A 21,805-nucleotide genomic window follows, 5' to 3' on the forward strand; every position below is an offset into this window, starting at 1 on the left:
GAGAGTAATGTTGGGAGTGCCACAACAGCAGCATATCCGACTTTTACGGGAAGTCGAAGGGTTCCATCCAAGAAATTGTGTGGCGGCAAAAAGCCCTGCATCCATTCGTTGGACACAGGACTTATTGTGATTCAAACTGAACCTCAGTTTAGTGAAGTTGCTGTTTCAGTTTATTTATTTCTTCCTGTGGCAGCTTGGTCAGCTTGGCAACACGTTCAGGACTGTCACCCTCTGCAAGCATCTCTCTGGCGATTTCCAGAGCTTTTTGCCGCTCGCCTTCTGTTCGACCTTCTGCCCGACCCTCTGCCCTACCTTCCGCCTTAGCTCCTTCAATCATGTTCAATTCATCCTTGAGCGCCTTCTCCCGCATTTCATACAGTCTACGGGCTTCGGCATCCTGGCTCAAAAACTCCAGCACATTGACAGCTTTACGTATCGTCGGTTCACTCATCGCTAGTTCCTCCAGTTTCGTTTCGCTATCGGCTTTCAGGAACAACAGCCATTTTACCTGCAGGTCACTGGTTTCCTGATGCTCGAATTCAAGCTTCGGCAGCTCAAGAAAATGAATTTCCAGATTGTCAGTCAAGACAAAGTTCTCTGTATCTTCCCTCAGACGAAAAACACTGTGATAGCTCTTGGATGGCAGGTAGCAGAAATCCATAATGCTGATCGTGATCGTCTTTTTGAGGTTCCGGTACGGTTCACCTTCTGAAAGTTGCCCCTCGAACATCTTCGCCCAGTAGTACAGGGAGCGTTTCTCTATGTCGTACTTGTTGTGCAGCTGTACTTCGATATTGATCTGTTCGCCTGTTTTCGTTTTCGCCCTTACATCGAGGATGGATGCTTTGTCTCCCACCTGATCTGCATTGATGTGCGGGTCAACCAGCATGATCTCCTTTAGCTGATTTCCTTCCTCTGGCTTTAACGTCGCGTTGAGGAAAGACAACAACAGATCTTTGTTTTCCTCGGTACCAAAAATCCGTTTGAACACGAAATCGACAATTGGATTCATCCGCTTGGCCACGCCATCACTCTCCCTTACCCGTTCATTGTCTGTACTTCCATTATACCAAAGGAATGTTGTTCAGACACTTTCCACGAGAACCTTCTTTCAGGCTTATTCCAGTAAATAATGAGAGTAATGTTGGGAGTGCCACAACAGCAGCATATCCGACTTTTACGGGAAGTCGAAGGGTTCCATCCAAGGAATTGTGTGGCGGCAAAAAGCCCTGCATCCATTCGTTGGACACAGGACTGATTTCAAACTGAACCTCAGTTTAGTGAAGTTGCTGGTTCAGTTTATTTATTTCTTCTTGTGGCAGCTTGGTCAGCTTGGCAACACGTTCAGGACTGTCACCTTCTGCAAGCATCTCTCTGGCAATTTCCAGAGCTTTTTGCCGCTCGCCTTCTGTTCGACCTTCTGCCCTACCTTCCGCCTTAGCTCCTTCAATCATGTTCAATTCATCCTTGAGCGCCTTCTCCCGCATTTCATACAGTCTGCGAGCTTCCGCATCCTGGCTCAAAAACTCCAGCACGTTAACCGCCTTACGAATCGTCGGCTCGCTCATCGCTAGTTCCTCCAGTTTCGTCTCGCTTTCAGCTTTCAGGAACAACAGCCATTTTATTTGGTAATTAGCAGTTTTTATTATAGGGGATGGGCGGGGATTCAGGAAGGTGGAAGGGATGTAGAAAATGGAAAAGGACCTGTTTCGTTGGGGAAAAGCATGTACAACAACTCCTTTTGGTTATTTTGAGAACACAAAATGGCCCTATATCCTTTGAATGGACGTAGGGCTTACTTTCAGCGATTTACTTTCGTGTAGTGTCAATGGTGGCGATTGCGTCACGCTCTGGCGGTACTTACGGAACATGACGGGTCGAGCTAGTGAAGTTTTTGTTTTAGTTTTTCGATTTCTCCTAAAGACAAGCCAGTTGCTTTGGCGATGGTGTCAACATCCACACCTAGTGTCAGAAGGTTTCGAGCTGTTTCTGCTTTTCCTTCTGCTTTTCCTTCTGCCAATCCTTCCTCCCGAGCCTTCATCTGTCGCAATTCAGCCTCTTTCGCAACCGACAGCTCATCCTGAATCGCTTTCTTCCGAGTCTCGTACTCCACCCATTTCTTGTCATCTCGGCTCAGATCTTCCCACTGATCAAACGCTTTCTTCATTACCGGATCTTTCATCGCAATCGCCTCCAATTCCCTACGAATGTCTCCCCGATCATCTGCCTCCAGCATCAGCAGCCATCTTTCCTTTTCATTCTTCTGGAGATTGACGGCTCGTTGCTCCCATAGCCTCACCAGTTTGCGCATCTCTACAAAATGGACTTCCATCACGTCAGTCAGGAGAAACTTCTCCTCGTTCTCGAACAGCCGAAACGTGGAATGATAGTTATCTGTCTCCTTGATTAAATCAAAATCAAGGATGTTGATCGTCACCGTCTTTTTCAGTTCGGGCCTCCGCATGCTCTGAGTTCAAGATGGTCAGTGAGGCAATTTGCTCATCCTTCGGCAGCTTGAGAACCGCGTTGAGGAGTGCTCGAAGAATCGGCTCGTTGCCTTCCGTGCCGAACAACTGTTTGAAAGCAAAGTCTACTTTCAAGTCCATGTACCTGGTCACACCATCACCCCATTTTCCCCGTACAACATTATTTACTTATTATTATACCACCGGAATGCTGTTCAGACACTTTCCTTGAGAACCTCCTTTCTGACATATTCCTATCGATAATATAGTATTGAAATTTGAATAAAAACGTATATTCCGTTATTAATGTCAGCGCCGGGATTTTTTTGACCCACCTGTGCGCTTGGCGTCGAATAGATTCCGGTTTTTAGTTTTTCTTTGAGTCGGTAGCTGTTCCCTCGGATGTTCACGACGTGGGAGTGATGTAATAAGCGATCCAGAATAGCTGTTGCAAGAACGGGATCACCCATGAGTTCGCCCCACTCACTGAAGCTCTTATTGCTAGTCAGAAGCATGCTTCCTTTCTCGTAGCGTACACAAACCAACTGAAAAAACAGGTTCGCGGCAAGTGGATCGAGGGGGAGGTAGCCCACCTCATCCACGATGAGGATGCGTGGACGGAGATATACCCTCAATCGCTTATCCAGGCGATTCTCTTCGTAAGCTTTCCGCAAATCGCCCACGAGCTGTGCGAGTGAGACAAAATAGACAGGTAATCCTTGTCCAATGGCCTCCATGGCAATGGCAACCGCTAAATGCGTTTTGCCCACGCCAGGAGGACCGAGAAACAGCACATTTTCTTGCCTCCCAACGAACGTCAGCGCCTTCAATTCACGTATCAGTCGCTCATCAATTCCCGGTTAAAAGGAGAAGTCAAACTCGTTTAGCGTGCGCCGATAAGACAGGTGGGACAGCTTCATGCGAACTTCAACGTGTTATGCAGCAGTTTCCAGCCGTTTCTTCTGTCAGAGGGGTTCCAAAAAACCTGACCTCCTAATGATTTTTTCGGTACACTTTACGCTACTTTCAGTCGTTTTCTTGTTCAGGGTATCTTGGCTGATCGGAATGGATTATCCAATTGAACGTAAAAAGGCTCAGCCAACTGACTGACCCATCCGAGAGCTGCTTGAATCTCTCCCGGCCCCTCATCTTCCCACACATCCTCCCAGACCAAATCAACGGTTCCTGTCTCTTGCGGGAGGTTTACGTAGATATCAATGCCATTGACCAGACCTGACTGCTTCCTTTTCAAAACCATTCTTACAATGTGTGTTGGCAAACCTACTTCCCCGTAAGACCGCCTACTCTCGTCGTCTTCCTTGTAAGAAAGCATTGGAGAACTTTTTTCAATATCAGCAAACGATTGAACAGAAAAAGCCAAGATCCACAGATCCTGATACGAATCTTCGCCTGCCTTCATCGTAGTCCCTAATTTCATCATGTTCAAGAGCAGCTTGTTAGTTAGATTCATTGGATGCCTCCCCGTATATATTTTCCTTTTCCCCCTGAAACGCAAAGATGCCCCGCAGCCATTTGATGTACGCAGGGCGGTGTTACTCACTACTTCCAGACATGAACTTCCGAAAGGCATGACACATCTCGACCTCATCGTTACTCCATGCCTGACGGACATTCTCAGGGTCAAGGATGCGGTAGTGCTCGGTGATGATGTTCTTTTGAAGTTTCCAGCCATTTCTCCTGTCCAATGTGTCCCAGAAAAAGCTGTCTCCTATTGTTTTGGTGGGTAGGGTCGGGAAAAGCATGTACACCCACTCCTTTGACTATTTTTGAAAGCAAAAATGCCCTGCATCCATTGATTGGAGACAGGGCCGTTTGTGATTCTAGTTGAGCTTTAGTTAGTGAAGCTGCTTTTTCAGTTTCTCGATTTCTTCTAAGGGAAGTTTGGTTAGTTTGGCAACTCGTGCTGCACTGTCGCCTTCAGCAAGCATCTCTCTAGCGATTTCCATTGCTTTCTCTTCCTTTGCTCCTTGGATCATGTTAGCCTCATCTTTCAACGCTTTCTCCCGCATTTCGTACAGCCTGCGAGCCTCGGCATCCTGATTCAAAAACTCAAGCACATTGACCGCCTTACGAATCGTCGGTTCGCTCATCGCCAATTCCTCCAGTTTTGCTTCGCTTTCAGCTTTCAGGAACAACAGCCACTTCACCAGCAGATCACTGGTTTCCTGATGCTCGAATCCAAGCTTCGGCAGCTCAAGAAAATGAATTTCCAGATTGTCAGTCAAGACAAAGTTCTCTGTATCTTCCCTCAGACGAAAAACACTGTGATAGCTCTTGGATGGCAGATAGGAGAAATCCATAATGCTGATCGTGATCGTCTTTTTGAGGTTCCGGTATGGTTCACCTTCTGATAGTTGCCCTTCGAACATCTTCGCCCAGTAGTACAGGGAGCGTTTCTCTATGTCGTACTTGTTGTGCAGCTGTACTTCGATGTTGATCTGTTCGCCGGTTTTCGTTTTCGCCCTTACATCGAGGATGGATGCTTTGTCTCCCACCTGATCTGCGTTGATGTGCGGGTCAACCAGCATGATCTCCTTTAGCTGATTTCCTTCCTCTGGCTTTAACGTCGCGTTGAGGAAAGACAACAACAGATCTTTGTTTTCCTCGGTGCCAAAAATCCGTTTGAACACGAAATCGACAATTGGATTCATCCGCTTGGCCACGCCATCACTCTCCCTTACCCGTTCGTGGTCTGTACTTCCATTATACCACCGGAATGCTGTTCAGACACTTTCCACGAGAACCTCCTTTCCTGGCTCAAAAACTCCAGCACATTAACCGCCTTGCGAATCGTCGGTTCGCTCATCGCCAATTCCTCCAGTTTCGTTTCGCTCTCGGCTCTCGGGAACAACAACTATTTTCTTTGGTAATTAACAGTTTTTATGATGGGGGTGGGCAGGGATTGGGGAAGGTGGAGGGGATGTAGCACATGGAAAAGAGCCTGTTTCCAACAAAACAGGCTCTTTTTGCAAATCTAGCTTTTATTAGTTACCCGACGATACAATCACAGTTTTTGCACCACTGAAGCAATAAGCATTATCCTCGGTGTCCAATGTCAGTACAAATGGAACGTATTGCACGTCAGTTTCCAGAGCGTTTCCATCTACCGTTTTTGTAAGAGATGTACCAATCGCAGTCGCTACCCCATCGTCACTTGGGGTCATCTCGACTTTCTTCACCTTGCCATCACTAATTAATGTTTCCAGTCTCTGCTCATACGTATCCCCGCTGACATTATCGAGAGCATTGTATACTCCTCTATAATTTTGGTTAGCAGGAAGGAATCCAATATAGTATGCCGCGATGCCGAGGGCGGTATCATTGTTTACCTGATCAAATCCAAATTCAACGTCCTCAAGTTGACCCGCAACGTTCACGTAAGGATTGGTTGCCCCACTAACAAAACGATCTTTCACGGGAATATTCGATTGCTGGCCATTCGTATTCCCGGCGGCATCTGCCACCAAACCGCCAGCGATCTCCATATCGTTGGTCGTGTAGTTATCTGCTACTGCTGCAATCCCCAGACGAATATACGCAGGATAGTCCGACACCGCTGCCGCGCTATTCACCGTCAAACCGGTCCCGTTAATACCTCCTGCCAGGTTTGGCCAGTTGTAACCAGGTGCGACGCCGATTGGTTCACTGAATCGAACAAACATGGTTGTTGCGCTTCCAGTATACCCATATACCACAACGGGTGCCGCTTTATCCGTCTCTGCCAGGTCAGCAGTCGCTACAGCTCCCAACGGCGTACCCACGATGTCCGTAATCGAGTTCGCATCGACTCCCGATACCGTAATGTCACCCGCAACCGCGCTTGTTCCTTCAACCCCTGCTTTCACTGCAATCGTAACATATTCGTCGTTCGCTACTCGCGGATCAATTTCATTCGCGACGGTAAAGCTCGACCCGCTTTGGCCTGCACTTGTCACCGCATCCACAATATCAGCTGCGGTATCGCCAATCTTGATTTTTCCACTTGCGATCGCCGCTCTGACAGTCGAATCTTTCACAGCATGGTTGAATTTCAAGACTACCTCATCAATGTTCCCATCCTGTCCTGCATGTGCAGAGGCTCCGTCTCCATTGGAGAGAGCTTGATTCCGCACATCAAACAAGTAAGCATCCACAACCGTCAAAGGTCCTAAATTGCTATTCTCGCCTTATACCGCTTGAATTTCGGCTTTCGAGTCGAGCCTACACCGTACGGGCGCCTTTCAGCGCATACGGCGTTCCGTCAATGGTAGAATTCTTGTCCTCCGTTCATGATGTATCTTATTTCCCCAATACGATCATACTACCGAGGCACTAAACAAATACTGAACAATCGTTTTTTTGTGGAACCTTTCTCAAAAAAAACCCGCAATACATGGTCGCAGGCTGAAGCAGAGCTTTCCAACTATGGAGTTCGTTCCAACTATAACTCGCTTTGCGTAGGAATATTTCGCGTAACCGTGATCGTCGGCGCATCTTGAGTCGGGTTCTTCAGTTCCAAACGAACCTCGTACATCGTGCCCAACGTTAATCCGGTAAACTCATAAGAAGTAGCGTTGCTTCCGATCCTCCCCTGATCAACATCATCCAAATAGACATGGACGTCCTGGTACCCGGCAGAATTACTCCACGAGATGGACATCCGATCTAACGTAGAGGTCGGGGCCAAATCCATGACAGGCAACCGGACTCTCACACTCTCGCCTTTGTTCGGCTCCTTACTGGTAAGGTAGACATCCGTTACACTGCCAAAACCATTTGTGACCGTGATCGAGACAGGCCCTACGGCACTTCCTTGGGTAGCGGTAGCAATGATGTTTCCGTTTGTTGGTGCATCGTAAACATTTATAACAGCATTGGCAGGGACGTTTGCGATGTCCAGGGTATCATCGCCAGCAGCATTGTCTGTAATCGCAATCGATGCTTTGGTTGGTGCTGAACTGCTATTCCTGCCTAATCTGCAATTTCCTCCGACAGAGCATCGAGATTTTGGCAGGTCTACACCGTGCGGGCGACTTTCATCGCACACGGCGTGCCATCAATTGTAGAAACATTTCCTATTTCCCCAACCCCAGTATATCACAAATGGAGAATGCTTATAGTTTCAGCATTTTTAGCAATTCGGCACCTGACGTTTACAAGAAACCAATTTTCAAACTTCTATATCTACGACAAAAAAGCCTACCCCGACAAGGCAGACCCATCAAATGATATACCATTTCCATCCTCATACTAGTAAACTTTCTCGGAAACACGTAACACTTTTTTCCCAATAACAAGATGGGCTAAGCGTTTTCTAACAAAGTCGGACATCGCGATATTTTCTCGATCAATCGAAAACATAGCGTACGCGAATCCTCCCTCTGAAGCCCTTTTTAAGCCTATCCCCAGAAGGCTGATTCCTCTTCCCAATTGCCGATATTGCTGACGAACAAATAAAACTTTGTAATAAATCATGTTTCGCGCAACTCGCTGTGCAATTAACCATCCAATAATATTTTCCTTGTACCGAAGAAGCAAACTAAAATGTGGATCGTTCTTATCCTCTTCAAAAAAGGGGCACAGATCAGCAGGATACCAATTCTCTTTTCCATTCTGGATAACCTGACGTTCCTCAACAGAAAGCTCTTCCCAGGGAGAAACCGAAAAACCGGACGGCAAGCGGATGGAAGGAATCCAGTTACAATCTTCCAAATGTTCTCCAGAAAGTGTATACATTTCTACTTTTGATGTAAAGGGAGACCAGCCATTTTGCAAAAAAACAGACTCACTATCAAATTCATTTCCCGCTGATCCGGAAGGGGAAACAAGCACTTTCAAGTATTCCATTTTTATTTGATTATGCCCACGTGACAACAAAGCATGTTCTATCTGATCGAGGAGCCGCTGCTCAAGCCCCCGATTCCGATGTTCCTCTACAACATGTAAACATAAAATGGTTGGCCCCCTGCCAGAGGAGCCAACGGCAGCAACTACCAGACCCACAGGTTCATCATGAAATTCGATACCAAAACCAATCCAGTGAGCATCCGGTTTTTGAATGTACACTTTCGCTTTTCCAGAAGCAAGAGTGATGAATTTCTTTACGGTAAGCTCCGTAATCGTTAGTAATTCATACAATGCAAACACCCTGTTCCCTGAGTGATCTTTAAAGAAAGAAAGAAAGGGATTCTTAAACAGAATCCCCTAAAACATAAAAATGTTCAACACCGCATACTTAGTTAAACTGAAATTGTTTACATGAACTCGAATGAGTCAGTGTCGGGATTATACATGACATTCATTGAATCAACATCGCTATCCACAGGCACATGTTCGGTCATTCCCTGTTTGCTTTTCTTGGCTACTCTTCGTTTATCAAAGATTTTCGCCAAGCCTACACCGTGCGGGCGACTTTCATCGCACACGGCGTGCCATCAATTGTAGTAATCCTCTGTAACCTTTAAAATCAGTTCACTAACTCCTTATTTCCCCAACTTCATGATACCAACCCATACTAAACAAATTCTGAACGGTCAGCATTCAATTGTTCACACAAAAACGGTAGCCAACGAGACATTCATCTACATTGACTACCGTTTTCCATGTTAGACTTACTTTTTGGGGAAATAAGTCATGTGATTGAGATTCTACAACTGACTGGGTCCCTTCGCTCCCGCAAGTTTTCTCCTCCCTGCCTGTGTTACCACTACAGGTTCAAACGGCATGCGATCTACACTACTACGAACCCGCCGCCATCCTACCGGCCTCACTGGCGCTAACCCGCCTCTTCCGGCAAGACTTCAAACGTTCCACCTTGTCTATCCCTTTTTTTTGCAAGACCTTAGGTCCCCACTTTACAACCGGAGAAAAGCAGGTTTAACAGCCTGAATTGTGCCTGCTTCGTCTGTACCATTACGGGTACATCGACTGTTGCCAAACCCCTAGCATCTTACCTGGCAACAGCTATCTTCGATTGGGTCAACATGGATTCGTCGCCTGACCATAGTCTGCTTTTAAGGAGCCCCGCCTTGCATTTCAGCAAGTACGACTTCACCTGACTTCACACGCCATGTCTGGTTAGGACAAAAAGGTGGGCAGGAGGATTAGGCTCGTAAGTTATGGGCTGTTCTCACGGATTGGAATTTCACCAATCTTCTGAACAAGGTAGTTAGAGAGATCCCCAACCAAACTGGTTGGGGGATTCTCCACTTCTTTTACTCAATTGAGTTTAGGAAGTAACGTTTCGTAGTTTTATTAAGGGGCAGTAGGTGCACCAACGATTACTTTAAGTGTAGAAGTTTTACCTTCTTTTACAACAGTAACATTAAAGGAGTCGCCAGCTTCTGCGCCAGTAATTGCTGCATTTGCTGCGTCACCATTAGTGAGTGTAAGATCAGCAAGGCCACCGTCAACCATTGGTTTAGCATCTTTTGCACCAGTAAATGTGATGTATACTCCAGGTGCAATAACGGAACCATCACTGAAGGCTACTGTTTCACCGTAGCTATCAGTACCTTCGAAAGCTTCAACCAATGTAGCTGCAGTCAGATGGTTTGCTGCAATGGATGCAACGCCACCGGATACAGAAACATCTTCTGTCGATACAGACGAAATGCTCACCAAGGAAGGAGCTTTCTTCGTTACAGTTACGTTTTTGGTGATTTCAACAGGTCCATTTGCAGTGTCAACAATGATTGTAAGAACTACAACTTTTTCTGTTTGGTTTGTATCGAAAACGACTTTATTAGCATCTAATTTTCCAGTTGAAGGATCATAAGTAACCTTGCTGTCAGAAGATACTACAGTAACTTTCGAGGAAGGAACAGCAACTTTTGTACCATCTTGTTTTTTACCGTAAACTTTCAGGTCAACTTGGTAGCCAGTGTTTTGATCATCATAAATTGTTGCAACATCATCCGCGACATATTGTGTAACATCAGCACCATCAACAACAGAAACATTGAATTCGATCTCGCTACCAGCTACAGGTACATCGCCGGCTTTCTTAACGATAGATACTTTAAACTTCTCAGTACCTTTCTTAGCCGCAGCAAGTGTCAAAACATCCGTTGTGTTAGTGATCTTAGTAGCACTAAGTGTTACTGTATCAGCAGTACCGTCAGACGCTTCAACATTGAGATAGTAAGTGCCGAAGAAATTAGAATCCAATTTCACTGCTCGACCATATTGGTCAACTACTTCAAAATTCTTCGCAGCAACTTTTACATTCGCACCAACTGCCAAAGAATTAGTAATATCTTTCGCTTTGGAAACAACGGAAGCAGTTGCAGAAGCTTTAACATCTACAAAAATTGTAGATTGTTTTCCGTTCGCAGTGGAAGCGGAAATCAGATATTTACCAGCAGTTGTTGGTGCCGTGTATTTAAGAACAGCTTTCTTATTTACATAATCGTTCTCAAACTTAATGGAACCGTTTGGAGCTACAAAGTTGATTTTTCCATCCAAATCAGCGAAAGAAGTAATTGCAGTGCCGTATTGGTCAGCAGCAGTGAAAGGAATCTCTACTGTTTCACCAGCAGCAACAAGTACTTGTGGAGCGCTAATTGTGAACGTATCAACAGCAGCGACATCCTTAACGGTAACATCATACTTAAACTGTTTACCAGTTACCTTGGAGATCATACGGATAGAAGTTGTACCAGCGATGTTTGTTGGAGTTGGTTTATTAAGTGCAACAACCAACTTACCCTCATTATCGCCAGTTCCATCTGCAACAGGAGTTGCATTCAAACCAGCAACCAAAGGATTGCTCGATGTAACAACCATTTCGTTGTTAAAAGCAGCAGCCTTTACAGGGTTACCGTATTGGTCTTTCGCTTCAAATACAACAGCAAAATCACTTACGTTAGAAGTATCAATTTGCTTTTTGTCAGCATTGTAGAGTGCAAAGTTGGTTGCATCTCCGATTGTTGCTGCATCACCGATAGTAATATCTTTTTGCAGAACCAATCCGGATTCAGCATCAACAGCTGTAATCTTAAATTTGTCACCAGACTTCGCTTGAGCTTTAAGCGAAATGATACCTTTAGATTTGTCAATAGCTGTTTGTTGAACACCAAGTGGGTAGTTCCAGCTAATGTTATCATCCAGGAGAGACTTCGTAATCTCTTCGTTATACTGGTTGTAGGCTTTGTAGTTTACGTCAAAAGTGCTACCAGTTGTTGGATTATACGAAGTTAAAACTGCAACATCGCTCAACTCAACTTTAGCAAGTTTCTCGTCCTCTACAGATACTGTTTTTGTTACCGCATCAGTAGTGAGTCCAGAAACTGTAACAGCGTAGTCACCTTTAGTAAGCTTAGTCGAGAGTGAAAGTGTAGCGGATTTTTTGTCATCTGCAAATTTCACTTCGGAAAGGTTAAGTGTTACATTGTCTTTTTTAATAGCAAACTGAGCTTTTGTTGTATCAACAGCGTTGTTGAATTCAACTTTGAAAGACTTAGTGGAAACCGCAGTTACACTATTAACCTGTAACTCAGTAGCAGCAACAGTAAACTTGCTACCTTTTTGAACATCGCCATCTTCATCATCGTTGCTTGCAACTACTTCATAAGTGTAATCGCCAGCAGCCAGATCAGCGAATTCAGCTGTGAATTTGTCGCTTACTACGTCTACAGTTTTAGTGGCAACGTCTTTGTTGTCTTTGTCAACAATTGTTACTTCAACTTTTTTCGCGTTTTTAGTAGTACCGGTGATGGTTACTTTGTTACCATCTACTGCTGCATTCAGATCAGCAGCAACAGGGCCATCTGCTGGCTCAGGTTGTACTACAGAACCTTCTTTACCGTCTTGGTCAACGGATTTGAAGTTGTCATGCAAGGAATCGCCAAACACTGCTTCCAGGTCGTCGGTAAGTGCATCTTCGCCATCAGCCAACAGGTCATCAAGCGTAGCTGCATTACCTTCGTCATCCACGTAAACAACTTGATCAAGACCAACTTTGTTAGCTTCGTCTTCGATTTTGGAGCTGTTTTTCGAGGAGAAGAAAGAATCCAGAGAATAATAATGTTTAACGTCGCCGCCAATGTAGAAACCTTGCTCTGCTGCGAATGCAGAAGAAGCCATGCTAGCTACAACAGCTGTAGACAAGACAGACAGTGCCAACTTCTTGTTTTTCACGTACTACCCCTCCAACTAAATGTTTGATAGGACTCTTTTTATTAAACTCGGACTGCCGTGATGCGAATTTCTTGGTTGTATGTGTTGCAGTCCAATTGGGTAAACTGTGTAGTGATCGACCTGTTCTCTTATGTAGGCAATCAGAGGGTACGAGACCCTCTGACTACCGATCTATCAAAGTCCCAAGTCAATCTGTTCTCTTCACCTAGGTGAGGAGCACCCTTCTAACATTAATTAGAAGTTCTTTTTCGTTTCAGTTACTTTGCCGTCTTTGTCAGTTACGATCAAAGTGTAGGAAGTAACATCGCCGAACACCAATTTTTTGCCAGTGTCGAAGGAACCATCAGCATTGATTTCTACATCGTAAGTTTTGGTTCCGATTTTCACTTGCAGCGACTTAACTTTAGTAGTGTCAACCGCACCTTTTGCACCAGCAACTTGGTATGCTTTCACACCTGCTTGGTTGTAAACGGTTGGAGTTACTTTGCTGAAGTCAACCAGGTCAGTTGAAGGTTCTGGCGTAGCTTTGCTACCCAAGAATGCTTTCATATCCCAATCGTTTTCATCAACTTCGTCTTGATCAGTTACAACAATGACGTAGTCGAGGTTGCTACCGTCGTCGTCAGTGTCGATCAGAACAACGTAATCGTCTTCGTTTACGCTAGTGATGTCTTCAAAATCAGTGTTGAAGAATGCAGTACTAGCTGTTGTAAACAGAGTATCTGTTTGTGGTTTCCCTTTTTCATCCAGGTATTCGAAAGTGATTTTCTTGCCGTCAACTTTCGTTACTTTACCTGTGCGGATGTCATCCAGGTCAGCAGCATCTGGGTTGCTGAGCACTTTCACTTGGGAAGCATCGTCATCGAAGTTACCGTCAACGATTTTCACAGCGTCTTTGATAACAACTTCGTTGTCACCGTTCAGACCGTATTCAATGAAGTCCCAACGGTTGAAACGTTTTTGAGCGTCTTTCACGCTACCGTCGAGTTTGTACGTTACTTCTTTCAGTTCGCCGTTTTCACGAGTCAACAGAACTACTGCGTCATCGCCACCGGAAACTGTGAATGTTTTTACATAGCCGTATTCGTTGTTATCGGATACGGAACCACCAGCAACTACGAACACATATTCGAGTTCGTTGTCATCAGTTGTGTAGTAAACGGTTTTCTTGTTATCTTTCGCAACAGCTTTGAACTTAGCCAGACGTGGGTCTTTCAGTTCATGGCGGTTGTTACCGGAAGTTTTCACTTCACCAGTCATGTCGAATACAACAGTGCTGTCAGTTACATCGTAAGAATGTTTTTTGCCATTCTCGTCTTTAACGTTCAGTACCAAGTCGTCTTCGTCAGCTGCGTCGTCCCATGCTTGACCGGACAATTCATTTACTACTACGTCATCCAGAACTTTAACCTTGTCAACATCGCCTTTGGAGTTCAAAGTGATTTCAACCAGGTGCAAGCTGCCTTTGGATTTGTTAGCATCGACAGTTACCAGGTTTTTCATGATCTCTGCATCTGTCAATTCTTCACCGTTTTTGGACCATTCGATGTCTTCAGCGTCAACGCTAACTGTTTGTTTTGTACCTTTTTCAGTGTACGCTACAAACGTGTATTTGTCGGTGCTGTTGTCGTAAGCAACGTCTTTTGTAACGATTGCTTTGAAGCGACGGTCGTTAACGTTGTCTTTGGTTTCGATGTGACGGATGCGTCCATCTGCACCCAGGTAAACTTTAACAGCTACGCCATCCAGGTCGCGCAGTTTGTCACGCAGGTCAGCGTCAGTTGGTTTTTTGATGTCTTTGCCAGCGTTGTCAGTGTAGCTTACGCCGCTACGGATACGGTATGTTTTGTCACCGATAACCAGACGGTTGTCGCCATCTTTACGAGCGTCAACTTTGTCAACTTTACCTTCAACAACTTGGCGAGTAGCCATGATGATGTACTTGTCTTTTTTACCTTCTGGATAGTATACGCTGTATACGTCCATTGGTTGGAGATCAGCCAATTTCTTCAGTTCACCGTTGATGTAAACCAAGAAATCTTTGCCTTCTTCCTTGTCTTTCAGATCGAAGGAGCCATCTTCCAGGTTAGTGATTTTTTGTTTTGTAGCGTCGATTTTCTCGATCACTTCAGAACCGTATTTCACGCCAGTGTTTGCTTGGTCAGCAGTAGCATCGTCAAATACGTTGATGTAAGAAATGTCGCCATCGGAGTTGAGAACCACTTTCGCGGAAGCAGCAACTTTACCGTTGATGTCAGCGATCGCTTTCAAGCCTTCTTCTGCGCGGCTGTATGTTTTGAAGTTGTAAACAACTTTAACGTCAATGTTACCTTTGTCGTTTTTCGCCAAAGAGTAAGTTTTGTCGTTGTCGAATTTCAACTCGACGTCATCGAGGTTGTCTTTCGAGATGTTTTTTCCGTCATTTTGGATTTTGCTTTTCAGATAGACGGTGTCAGTACGCAGGTTCAGTACATCTTCGTCATCGGAGTTTTCCATCCAAACAACATAATCTTCACGGTCGTCTTTTACCCACACTTGTACGTGTTGACCAACGAAACCGTTAACGTTGATGCCGTCAGCTACTTTGTAAGTACCTTTCAAAGCGGAACCTGTGAAGGAAACTTCGTTTGCTTTCAGCGTGCCCAGACCCATTACTGGTACGTTGCTAACGAATGGCAAGTCTTGGGACTTGTTGCCGTTTTTGTTAGCCCAGTCTTGGTCGTATACGTCTACGTTCAGGTACTCGGACAACAGTGTTTTCTTTTGGTTGCCGTTTTTACCATCGTAGATTTCGAAACGAACGTCTGTACCATACTCAACTTGTTTCATCAAACCTACGTTCAAGGAGTTGTCGAGCATGATGAATACATCACCGCGAGTAGCTGGTTTGTCCGGAGTAACTTTAACACCTTTGGAGATACCCAGCTCGGAAGCTTTCGCGATGTAGTTGTTTGGCCATACGCCTTTAACAGCTGGATCGTAACCGAGGGAACGGATGATCATAGCAACTGCTTCAGCATACGTTACGTTGTTGCCAGCTTTGAAAGTTTGGTCAGTGTAACCTTTAACGATTTCTTGACCGGACGCTACGTTTACATAACCGGAGAACCAGTCAGAAGGTTTCACGTCAGTGAAGTTGGATTGGAATTGAGCCAGTTTAGCGCCTTCTTCCAAACCGCGAGCGCGTACTACCAGAGTAGCGAACTCAGCGCGAGTGATGCTGCGGTCTGTACCGTAGTCACCGTTGCCATAACCTTGGATCAGACCCAAAGCGGACAGACGTTTAACGGTCTTCTGGAGACCTGGATCCATTTGTGGAGCTTGAGTAGCTTCTTCAGCGCCTACTACCATAGGTGCTACAGTAAGAGCGAGGGCACTTGCCAATACGCTATTAACAACCTTTTTCATAACCTTACATTCTCCTCCTCTAGTATAATCAGATTGTTCTTGGGGAAACATTCTCTTTACTTTATCTTTCTTATTAACGCCCGAATCCTGCAAGCGCGTTTCACCTCCTTTCGCAGGATCGCAATTTGTAAATGATTAGAAATATTTAGCGTTTTTTGTTAGATCGAAAATGGGACATTCATTAGTGTAACATAGTTACTAGACTACGTGAATCATTTCTTGCACAATTCCCCGAATTACTTTGACATTCTATTAAACGCCTCAGGTTTCAAAAAGTTGCGGTGCAAACCAAAGTTTTTTTTAATTATTTTCTCATGACTTTCTAATCACCGCTACAACTTGTATTATATTGAACACCCTAGCGAAAGTCACCCGCAACCTTTTTCCAGTAAACTATTTTTCGACATTACTCGCCAATCGATGTCTGGTAATTCATCGCGGCCAGATGGTACTGATGCAGCGCATCCTGGTACTGGTTCTCTTTTGTCGTCAATTCCTCTTCCGCCTGGATCACTTCCAGGGTAGTAGCAAGTCCGTTCTCGAAGCGCAAGTTGGTCAAGCGGTAGCTTTCTGCAGCCGATTCCTTGGCTTTTTGGTTGAACTCTACAGCTTTTTTCGCTGCGTTCAGGTTAAAGTAATTTTGCGTTACTTCCATTGTAATTTTGGTTTTTTGGTCTTCCAAAGCGAGTTTGGCTTTTTCGATGTCATTTTTGGCAATTTGTCCGGAATAGGTGGAAGCAGCCGAGTATTTGGCGATCAGATCGTAGTTGAGTTGCGCTACGTCTACGTCACCTTGGCGCTGTGCCATTTCTACACGGTCTTTGATCGCTTTGGCTGTCGCCTGATCAAGCGGCAATTCGCTTACAGTCCCGATTTTGTCTTTATCGGTGAGTACCCACTGCTTGCTCAAATCAACACCCATCGTTTGGTTCAAGGTCAAGCGTGCCACTTCAACCGCATTCTCGGCGGAAACCAATGCTGCCTGTGCGCCCGATACGCCCATTTCTGCCTGCAATACATCTGTTTTCGCGCGGGTTCCAACTGCAACGGATGCATTGGCTACTTTCAGCTGCGTTTGCGCGCGGGTCAAGCTTTGCTTTTTCAACTCGAGCTGGGATTGTGCATTCACCAGATCGTAGTAGGCTTTTTGCACGCTCAGCTTGATTTTGCTTTCTGTCGCTGTATAGGACAGTGCATTCAGCTTTTTCGCGAGCTGGGATTTGGCATCGCTCACGTATTTGTTTTGCGCGGTGCCAACGGAATCGATGAAGTCGACTTTGATCGCATTCGTGGACTCATGCACCAGGCGTGCGTTGATGTCTGCCGTATCAATATCGATCCGCAGCGATTTCAGCGTTGTGTTGGTCGCGAGCGCCTGGTCCATCGCCGATTGGATCGACAGTTGCTCGGCTGCTGCCGGCGATTGAGTCGCTGGTTTTGTTGCTGGCGTTGCCGCAGGTGTTGTTGCCGGTGTGTTAGCCGCTACTTCTTTTGGAGCTTTTGTTGTTGCAGACGGTGTTGTTGCTGGTGTAGCAGCTGGTGTTGCTGCCGGTTTTGCCGCCGTGTCGGTTGTTGCTTTTTGCTCCGTGCTTGCAAACGGATTGCTCGCGGTCGTTTGCTGTGCGTCTTTAGCAGACGATTTATCACTATCCGCTTGGGCAACTCCTACGGACGTTAACATGACAGCTGCCAGCGTCAGAGCCATCCAGCCTTTTTTCGAATATGGGTAATTCATGAATTGTCACTCCTTTATTGGTCAAAAAAATTCTTTGCTTTATATCCTCTTCCACTATAGCACATGTTCCGGAAATTGTTCATTCATTTAAGCATTTTCCACAATTTCTACACCGTTGCCATCGCAATGGTTTTTTGGCTATCCTTATAGCATGAGGTGATTGCATGTTAGATCAATATAAAACCGTGGCCGGTTACGGCGAAGACGAGATCGTCATCGAACGTTCCCGGTTCATCGGGTATGCGCAACGGGCGACAACGGAAGAAGAAGCCGTCGCCTTCATCAACATGATCAAAAAGAAGCACTGGGACGCGACGCACAACTGCTCTGCGTTCGTGATCGGTGAAAATGATCAGATCCAACGGTCAAGCGACGATGGCGAGCCAAGCGGCACGGCGGGCAAGCCGATCCTCGAATGCATCAAAAAGAACGGCCTGAAGGATACGGTCGTCGTCGTTACTCGTTATTTTGGCGGAATCAAGCTGGGCGCCGGCGGCCTTGTTCGCGCTTATACAGCGGGAACCGTCACCGGCTTGCAAGCGGCAGGCATCGTCGCCCACCTCCTTCATCAGGAAATATCGGTCACTGTCGATTATCATTGGTGGGGAAAAGTCGAAAATGAATTGCGTCTTCTGAACAGCCGGGTGGCCGATACTATTTATACGGATAAAGTCACGGTTTTGATTCACGTGCTGCATGGGGAAGAGGACGCTTTCGTTTTGCGCATGACCGATCTCACCAATGGACAAGCCGAGATCAGCCGTGGCGAGAAGCTGTATATCGAGGTGCCGATCGATGCTGTAGGCGACACCGACGCGGAAGATTAAACGAGCATGCCAACAGTATCTCTTCTATATTATATAGAAGAAACAAACAAATCCCTTTTCCTCAAGAGCTTGTCCTCTTGGAGAAAAGGGATTCATGTTTTAGTGGCTGCGACGGCCCGCGTATTTCAGTTTGATACGGCGGAACGCATTGATGACGGGACGGTGCTTGCGGCTGACCAGCCCCACGACTTCCGTCGCCATATGGATGATGAAGAGCAGCAGCGCCATAATAATGATGGAAATCCACAATGCTGCTTTGGTCAACACGATCGCAGTTGTCCCAAAAAAGATGCTGATCGCGTAAATCACCAGGACGCTTGCGCGATGGGACAGGCCCATCTTGAGCAGACAGTGGTGCAAATGCCCTTTGTCCGGTGCGGAAATCGGCTTTTTGTTGACGATTCTGCGCACGATCGCAAAGAACGTATCCCACAGCGGCACACCCAGCACGACAATCGGGATGATGAAGGAAACAAACAGCGCTTCCTTAAAGCCCATGATCGACAGTGCCGCCAGGTTGAAGCCGAGGAACAAGGAACCGGTGTCGCCCATGAAGATGCGAGCCGGGTGGAAGTTGAAGAACAAGAATCCGAGAATCGCACCCAAGAGCACGAAGCAGTATGTGGCAACGACCGGGTCCGGCTGTTCTTTTATCAATGCCATCACGGCCATCGTCGCTGTCGCGATCGCAGAAACCCCAGCGGACAGACCGTCCAGTCCGTCGATCAGGTTCACCGCATTGGTCACCCCAACGATCCAGAGCATCGTGATTGGTATCGCGAGCAAAATCATCCAGCCGCTCGAAAAGTCGATGGTCGCTCCGCCGAATGGAAGATTGACGACCCCGATCTTGAGACCGAACGGAATGACGACAATGATCGTGCCGATCAGCTGACCCAGCATCTTGAGCTTGGGCGAAAGCTGGAATTTGTCATCGAGCATTCCGACAATCAGGATGATGGAGCCGCCGATGAAGATCCCGATCATCTCCTTGGTCAGCGGAACAAACAGAAAGAATGCAACCACATACCCCAGGTAAATCCCCAGGCCCCCCATACGCGGCATAATCCGTGTATGCACCTTACGTTGGTCAGGCGCATCCACGGCTCCGATTTTGACAGCAAACTTTTTCACATAGGGTGTAGCCAATAAAGCGACAAGCAGCGAGGTCAAGAGTCCGAAGACATAGCTAGACATCGTAAAAGATCTCCTCTCTCATTTGAGAAAAACTTTTTTTCTTACGCACACGTCAAATCATTATCTTAACCTGAAATTATCGTTTTCCCCATTTTTCCATCAGAACCGCGCCAACAAAACGCGGAATGGCCAGCTGTCGTTTCCAGCGAGATGGCTGCCTGAGCAGACGGTACAGCCATTCGAGGTGCAGCTTTTGCCACAAGACAGGCGCGCGTTTGACCGTACCTGCCAATACATCAAAAACACCGCCGATTCCGATGACGATTGGCGTGTTTAGCTGGGACCAATGCTTCGCAATCCAGAGTTCCTGTCTGGGAACGCCCATTGCGACAAATAATAAGTCTGGCGATGCTGCGTTGATTTCGTTTATCAAAAGCTGTTCTTCGTCCGCGGAAAAATATCCGTCGCGACGACCCACGATTTTGGCCCCCGGGAAGTCTTTCTCCAATCGGGCTGCCGCCATTCGGTTGACATCGGGTGAGGCGCCGAGCAAAAAGACTTTCCAGCCCTGCCTGTCAGCTTCTTTCATGAGGGCATCCACCAGTTCAACGCCAGTGACCCGCTCGTGCAAAGGCTTATCAAGCATTTTGGCTGCGTAGACGATTCCGATGCCATCCGGCACGACATAAGCTTGGTCCAAAATCGATTGAAAACCAGCATTTTCTTTGGCGATCATGACCACTTCAGGGTTTGCGGTGACGACATGCGTCCGCTGTCTGGCCTCTACCCGGGCAACGAGATCGGAAACGGTCGCGTTGAATCCGAGGGTGGAGAAGGACACCCCAAGTATTTTGGCCTCTTTCATGACGAATTGCCTCCAGCCAGTTATCTCGTTTGACGTGAATGTTACAGAAAAGTTACATCTACGCCATTCTACTCGAATTTTGTTGATAGTACAAGCTTATTCAGGTGCATTCCCTACTTTTGGGAGAGCGCGAAAATTAAGCCGCCCTCCGCGACAACCTTGCCGTTTACGGTTGCGGTGCCGTGCCCCTTGCCGATCGTGCCGCGCAATCGGGTCAGCTCCACGGTCAACTCGAGGGTGTCTCCCGGCTTCACCTGATCCTTGAAGCGGAATTCGTCGATTCCGGCAAAAAACGCCAGCTTCCCTTTGTTCTCTTCCATGCTGAGCACAGCCACTGCCCCTACTTGCGCAAGCGCTTCGACAATGAGGACGCCCGGCATGACCGGGTAGCCTGGAAAATGACCTTGGAAAAACGGCTCATTGATCGTCACGTTTTTGCGGCCGACTGCGCGCTTTCCGCTTTCCAGCTCGAAAATTTGATCTACGAGCAGAAACGGATAGCGGTGCGGGATGATTTCTTGAATTTGATTGATATCGAGAAGCGGTTTGTTTTCCATACGTTTGTTGTTCTCCTTTATTGGTGCGAGCTATTTTTGTTTAAGATGCGATATTTGCCGATATAGAGCGCGCTGGTCACAAATGAGAAGACCATCACCGCCCAAAGGATTTCTTCAGCGTAGACGTACCGATACATCAGCAGCGGGAAGGTCATATAAAACAGCACCGTGGTCACTTTGCCAAACACGTTGGCAGGCACGGTTTTTTTCCCGCGAAAATGAAAGATGGCTGATGCTACAATCATGCCCAGATCACGGGCAAAGAAAAACAGGGCGGTCCATACACTAATCCGCTCTGTTAAAAACAAGGAACAGACAACAGCGAGCATCATTAATTTGTCCGCCAAAGGGTCCATCATGGTGCCAAAGGAGGTTACCTGGTTGTATGTACGTGCGATGTAGCCATCAATGATATCGGTCAAGCCCGCCAAGATCAAAATTGCCAATGCTATCCCCACATGATATGGGCCTGATGAGAAAAAGACCAGCAGGTAGACAGGGATGAGCAAAATACGAAAAAAGGTAAGCAGATTCGGAATGTTCACCAATTACCCCTCCGCAAGAGTCTCCCCTCGGTTGCGCAGATTTTGGATGTGGGCTCTCTTTCTATATAATATGCCAACATTATAACGCTACAGACGTGGGGTCGGCAATTAAAACAGAAATCCCCC

The 21,805-nt window shown here is 46.5% G+C and carries 18 protein-coding genes and 1 pseudogene; 1 reads left to right on the forward strand and 18 read right to left on the reverse strand.

What is annotated here, in order from left to right:
• Positions 1 to 148: 148 nt before the first annotated feature.
• The 14 genes and pseudogenes from ACTID9_RS27165 to ACTID9_RS27230 form a co-directional block, all read right to left on the reverse strand.
• On the reverse strand, positions 149 to 1,024 hold the full coding sequence (locus ACTID9_RS27165) for an Rpn family recombination-promoting nuclease/putative transposase (protein ID WP_441068537.1): 876 nt from the start codon (positions 1,022 to 1,024) through the stop codon (positions 149 to 151).
• Between the two features lie 253 nt (positions 1,025 to 1,277).
• The gene (locus ACTID9_RS27170; protein WP_441068539.1) at positions 1,278 to 1,613 is read right to left on the reverse strand and encodes an Rpn family recombination-promoting nuclease/putative transposase; all 336 of its coding nucleotides are present in this window, start codon (positions 1,611 to 1,613) and stop codon (positions 1,278 to 1,280) included.
• A 269-nt stretch (positions 1,614 to 1,882) separates the two neighbouring features.
• The gene (locus ACTID9_RS27175) at positions 1,883 to 2,437 is read right to left on the reverse strand and encodes an Rpn family recombination-promoting nuclease/putative transposase (protein ID WP_441068541.1); all 555 of its coding nucleotides are present in this window, start codon (positions 2,435 to 2,437) and stop codon (positions 1,883 to 1,885) included.
• Positions 2,418 to 2,606 carry a PD-(D/E)XK nuclease family transposase gene (locus ACTID9_RS27180; RefSeq protein ID WP_441068543.1) on the reverse strand — a complete coding sequence of 63 codons (189 nt, stop codon included), beginning with the start codon at positions 2,604 to 2,606 and terminating at the stop codon, positions 2,418 to 2,420. The genes ACTID9_RS27175 and ACTID9_RS27180 overlap by 20 nt, the downstream gene beginning before the upstream one ends.
• A gap of 113 nt (positions 2,607 to 2,719) precedes the next feature.
• Positions 2,720 to 3,400: pseudogene (gene istB / locus ACTID9_RS27185) on the reverse strand (IS21-like element helper ATPase IstB); the annotation flags it as partial.
• Positions 3,401 to 3,507: 107 nt separating this feature from the next.
• Positions 3,508 to 3,936, reverse strand: a complete 429-nt coding sequence (locus ACTID9_RS27190) for a hypothetical protein (RefSeq protein ID WP_441068545.1) — start codon at positions 3,934 to 3,936, stop codon at positions 3,508 to 3,510.
• Between the two features lie 385 nt (positions 3,937 to 4,321).
• Complete coding sequence (locus ACTID9_RS27195) at positions 4,322 to 5,149, reverse strand: Rpn family recombination-promoting nuclease/putative transposase (protein ID WP_441068547.1); 828 nt, start codon at positions 5,147 to 5,149, stop codon at positions 4,322 to 4,324.
• Between the two features lie 14 nt (positions 5,150 to 5,163).
• Complete coding sequence (locus ACTID9_RS27200) at positions 5,164 to 5,292, reverse strand: hypothetical protein (protein WP_441068549.1); 129 nt, start codon at positions 5,290 to 5,292, stop codon at positions 5,164 to 5,166.
• Between the two features lie 178 nt (positions 5,293 to 5,470).
• On the reverse strand, positions 5,471 to 6,520 hold the full coding sequence (locus ACTID9_RS27205; RefSeq protein WP_441068551.1) for a hypothetical protein: 1,050 nt from the start codon (positions 6,518 to 6,520) through the stop codon (positions 5,471 to 5,473).
• Positions 6,521 to 6,906: 386 nt separating this feature from the next.
• Positions 6,907 to 7,179 carry a hypothetical protein gene (locus tag ACTID9_RS27210; RefSeq protein ID WP_441068553.1) on the reverse strand — a complete coding sequence of 91 codons (273 nt, stop codon included), beginning with the start codon at positions 7,177 to 7,179 and terminating at the stop codon, positions 6,907 to 6,909.
• Positions 7,180 to 7,715: 536 nt separating this feature from the next.
• Positions 7,716 to 8,603 (reverse strand): GNAT family N-acetyltransferase, encoded by an 888-nt coding sequence (locus ACTID9_RS27215; RefSeq protein WP_441068555.1) that lies wholly within the window; start codon positions 8,601 to 8,603, stop codon positions 7,716 to 7,718.
• A 1,116-nt stretch (positions 8,604 to 9,719) separates the two neighbouring features.
• On the reverse strand, positions 9,720 to 12,605 hold the full coding sequence (locus tag ACTID9_RS27220; RefSeq protein WP_441068557.1) for a hypothetical protein: 2,886 nt from the start codon (positions 12,603 to 12,605) through the stop codon (positions 9,720 to 9,722).
• 234 nt (positions 12,606 to 12,839) lie between these two features.
• Positions 12,840 to 16,106 (reverse strand): S-layer homology domain-containing protein, encoded by a 3,267-nt coding sequence (locus tag ACTID9_RS27225; protein ID WP_441068559.1) that lies wholly within the window; start codon positions 16,104 to 16,106, stop codon positions 12,840 to 12,842.
• A 313-nt stretch (positions 16,107 to 16,419) separates the two neighbouring features.
• Complete coding sequence (locus ACTID9_RS27230) at positions 16,420 to 17,748, reverse strand: TolC family protein (RefSeq protein WP_441068561.1); 1,329 nt, start codon at positions 17,746 to 17,748, stop codon at positions 16,420 to 16,422.
• Between the two features lie 164 nt (positions 17,749 to 17,912).
• On the opposite strand from ACTID9_RS27230, the gene ACTID9_RS27235 reads away from it, so the two are divergent.
• Positions 17,913 to 18,575 (forward strand): YigZ family protein, encoded by a 663-nt coding sequence (locus ACTID9_RS27235; RefSeq protein WP_441068563.1) that lies wholly within the window; start codon positions 17,913 to 17,915, stop codon positions 18,573 to 18,575.
• A 99-nt stretch (positions 18,576 to 18,674) separates the two neighbouring features.
• Here the strand turns inward: ACTID9_RS27235 and ACTID9_RS27240 are convergent, their stop codons facing one another.
• The 4 genes from ACTID9_RS27240 to ACTID9_RS27255 all read right to left on the reverse strand — a co-directional run bounded on the left by ACTID9_RS27240 (position 18,675) and on the right by ACTID9_RS27255 (position 21,679).
• Positions 18,675 to 19,772 (reverse strand): glycosyltransferase family 4 protein, encoded by a 1,098-nt coding sequence (locus ACTID9_RS27240; RefSeq protein WP_441068565.1) that lies wholly within the window; start codon positions 19,770 to 19,772, stop codon positions 18,675 to 18,677.
• Between the two features lie 76 nt (positions 19,773 to 19,848).
• On the reverse strand, positions 19,849 to 20,577 hold the full coding sequence (locus tag ACTID9_RS27245; RefSeq protein WP_441068567.1) for a WecB/TagA/CpsF family glycosyltransferase: 729 nt from the start codon (positions 20,575 to 20,577) through the stop codon (positions 19,849 to 19,851).
• A gap of 113 nt (positions 20,578 to 20,690) precedes the next feature.
• Entirely contained in the window at positions 20,691 to 21,134 is a 444-nt protein-coding gene (fabZ, locus tag ACTID9_RS27250) for a 3-hydroxyacyl-ACP dehydratase FabZ (protein WP_441068569.1), read from the reverse strand.
• 17 nt (positions 21,135 to 21,151) lie between these two features.
• Entirely contained in the window at positions 21,152 to 21,679 is a 528-nt protein-coding gene (locus ACTID9_RS27255) for a CDP-alcohol phosphatidyltransferase family protein (RefSeq protein ID WP_441068571.1), read from the reverse strand.
• Positions 21,680 to 21,805: the final 126 nt, after the last annotated feature.

The sequence above is a fragment of the Brevibacillus fluminis genome (genome assembly GCF_052072235.1).
GTDB lineage: Bacteria > Bacillota > Bacilli > Brevibacillales > Brevibacillaceae > Brevibacillus_D > Brevibacillus_D fluminis_A.

Excerpts from the sequence above, each read along its gene's own strand:
- ACTID9_RS27180 (WP_441068543.1), bottom strand. The coding sequence starts at position 2,606 with ATGGACTTGAAAGTAGACTTTGCTTTCAAACAGTTGTTCGGCACGGAA.
- ACTID9_RS27190 (WP_441068545.1), bottom strand. The coding sequence starts at position 3,936 with ATGAATCTAACTAACAAGCTGCTCTTGAACATGATGAAATTAGGGACT.
- ACTID9_RS27200 (WP_441068549.1), bottom strand. The coding sequence starts at position 5,292 with ATGAGCGAACCGACGATTCGCAAGGCGGTTAATGTGCTGGAGTTTTTG.
- ACTID9_RS27230 (WP_441068561.1), bottom strand. The coding sequence starts at position 17,748 with ATGAATTACCCATATTCGAAAAAAGGCTGGATGGCTCTGACGCTGGCA.
- ACTID9_RS27235 (WP_441068563.1), top strand. The coding sequence starts at position 17,913 with ATGTTAGATCAATATAAAACCGTGGCCGGTTACGGCGAAGACGAGATC.
- ACTID9_RS27240 (WP_441068565.1), bottom strand. The coding sequence starts at position 19,772 with ATGTCTAGCTATGTCTTCGGACTCTTGACCTCGCTGCTTGTCGCTTTA.
- ACTID9_RS27245 (WP_441068567.1), bottom strand. The coding sequence starts at position 20,577 with ATGAAAGAGGCCAAAATACTTGGGGTGTCCTTCTCCACCCTCGGATTC.
- fabZ (WP_441068569.1), bottom strand. The coding sequence starts at position 21,134 with ATGGAAAACAAACCGCTTCTCGATATCAATCAAATTCAAGAAATCATC.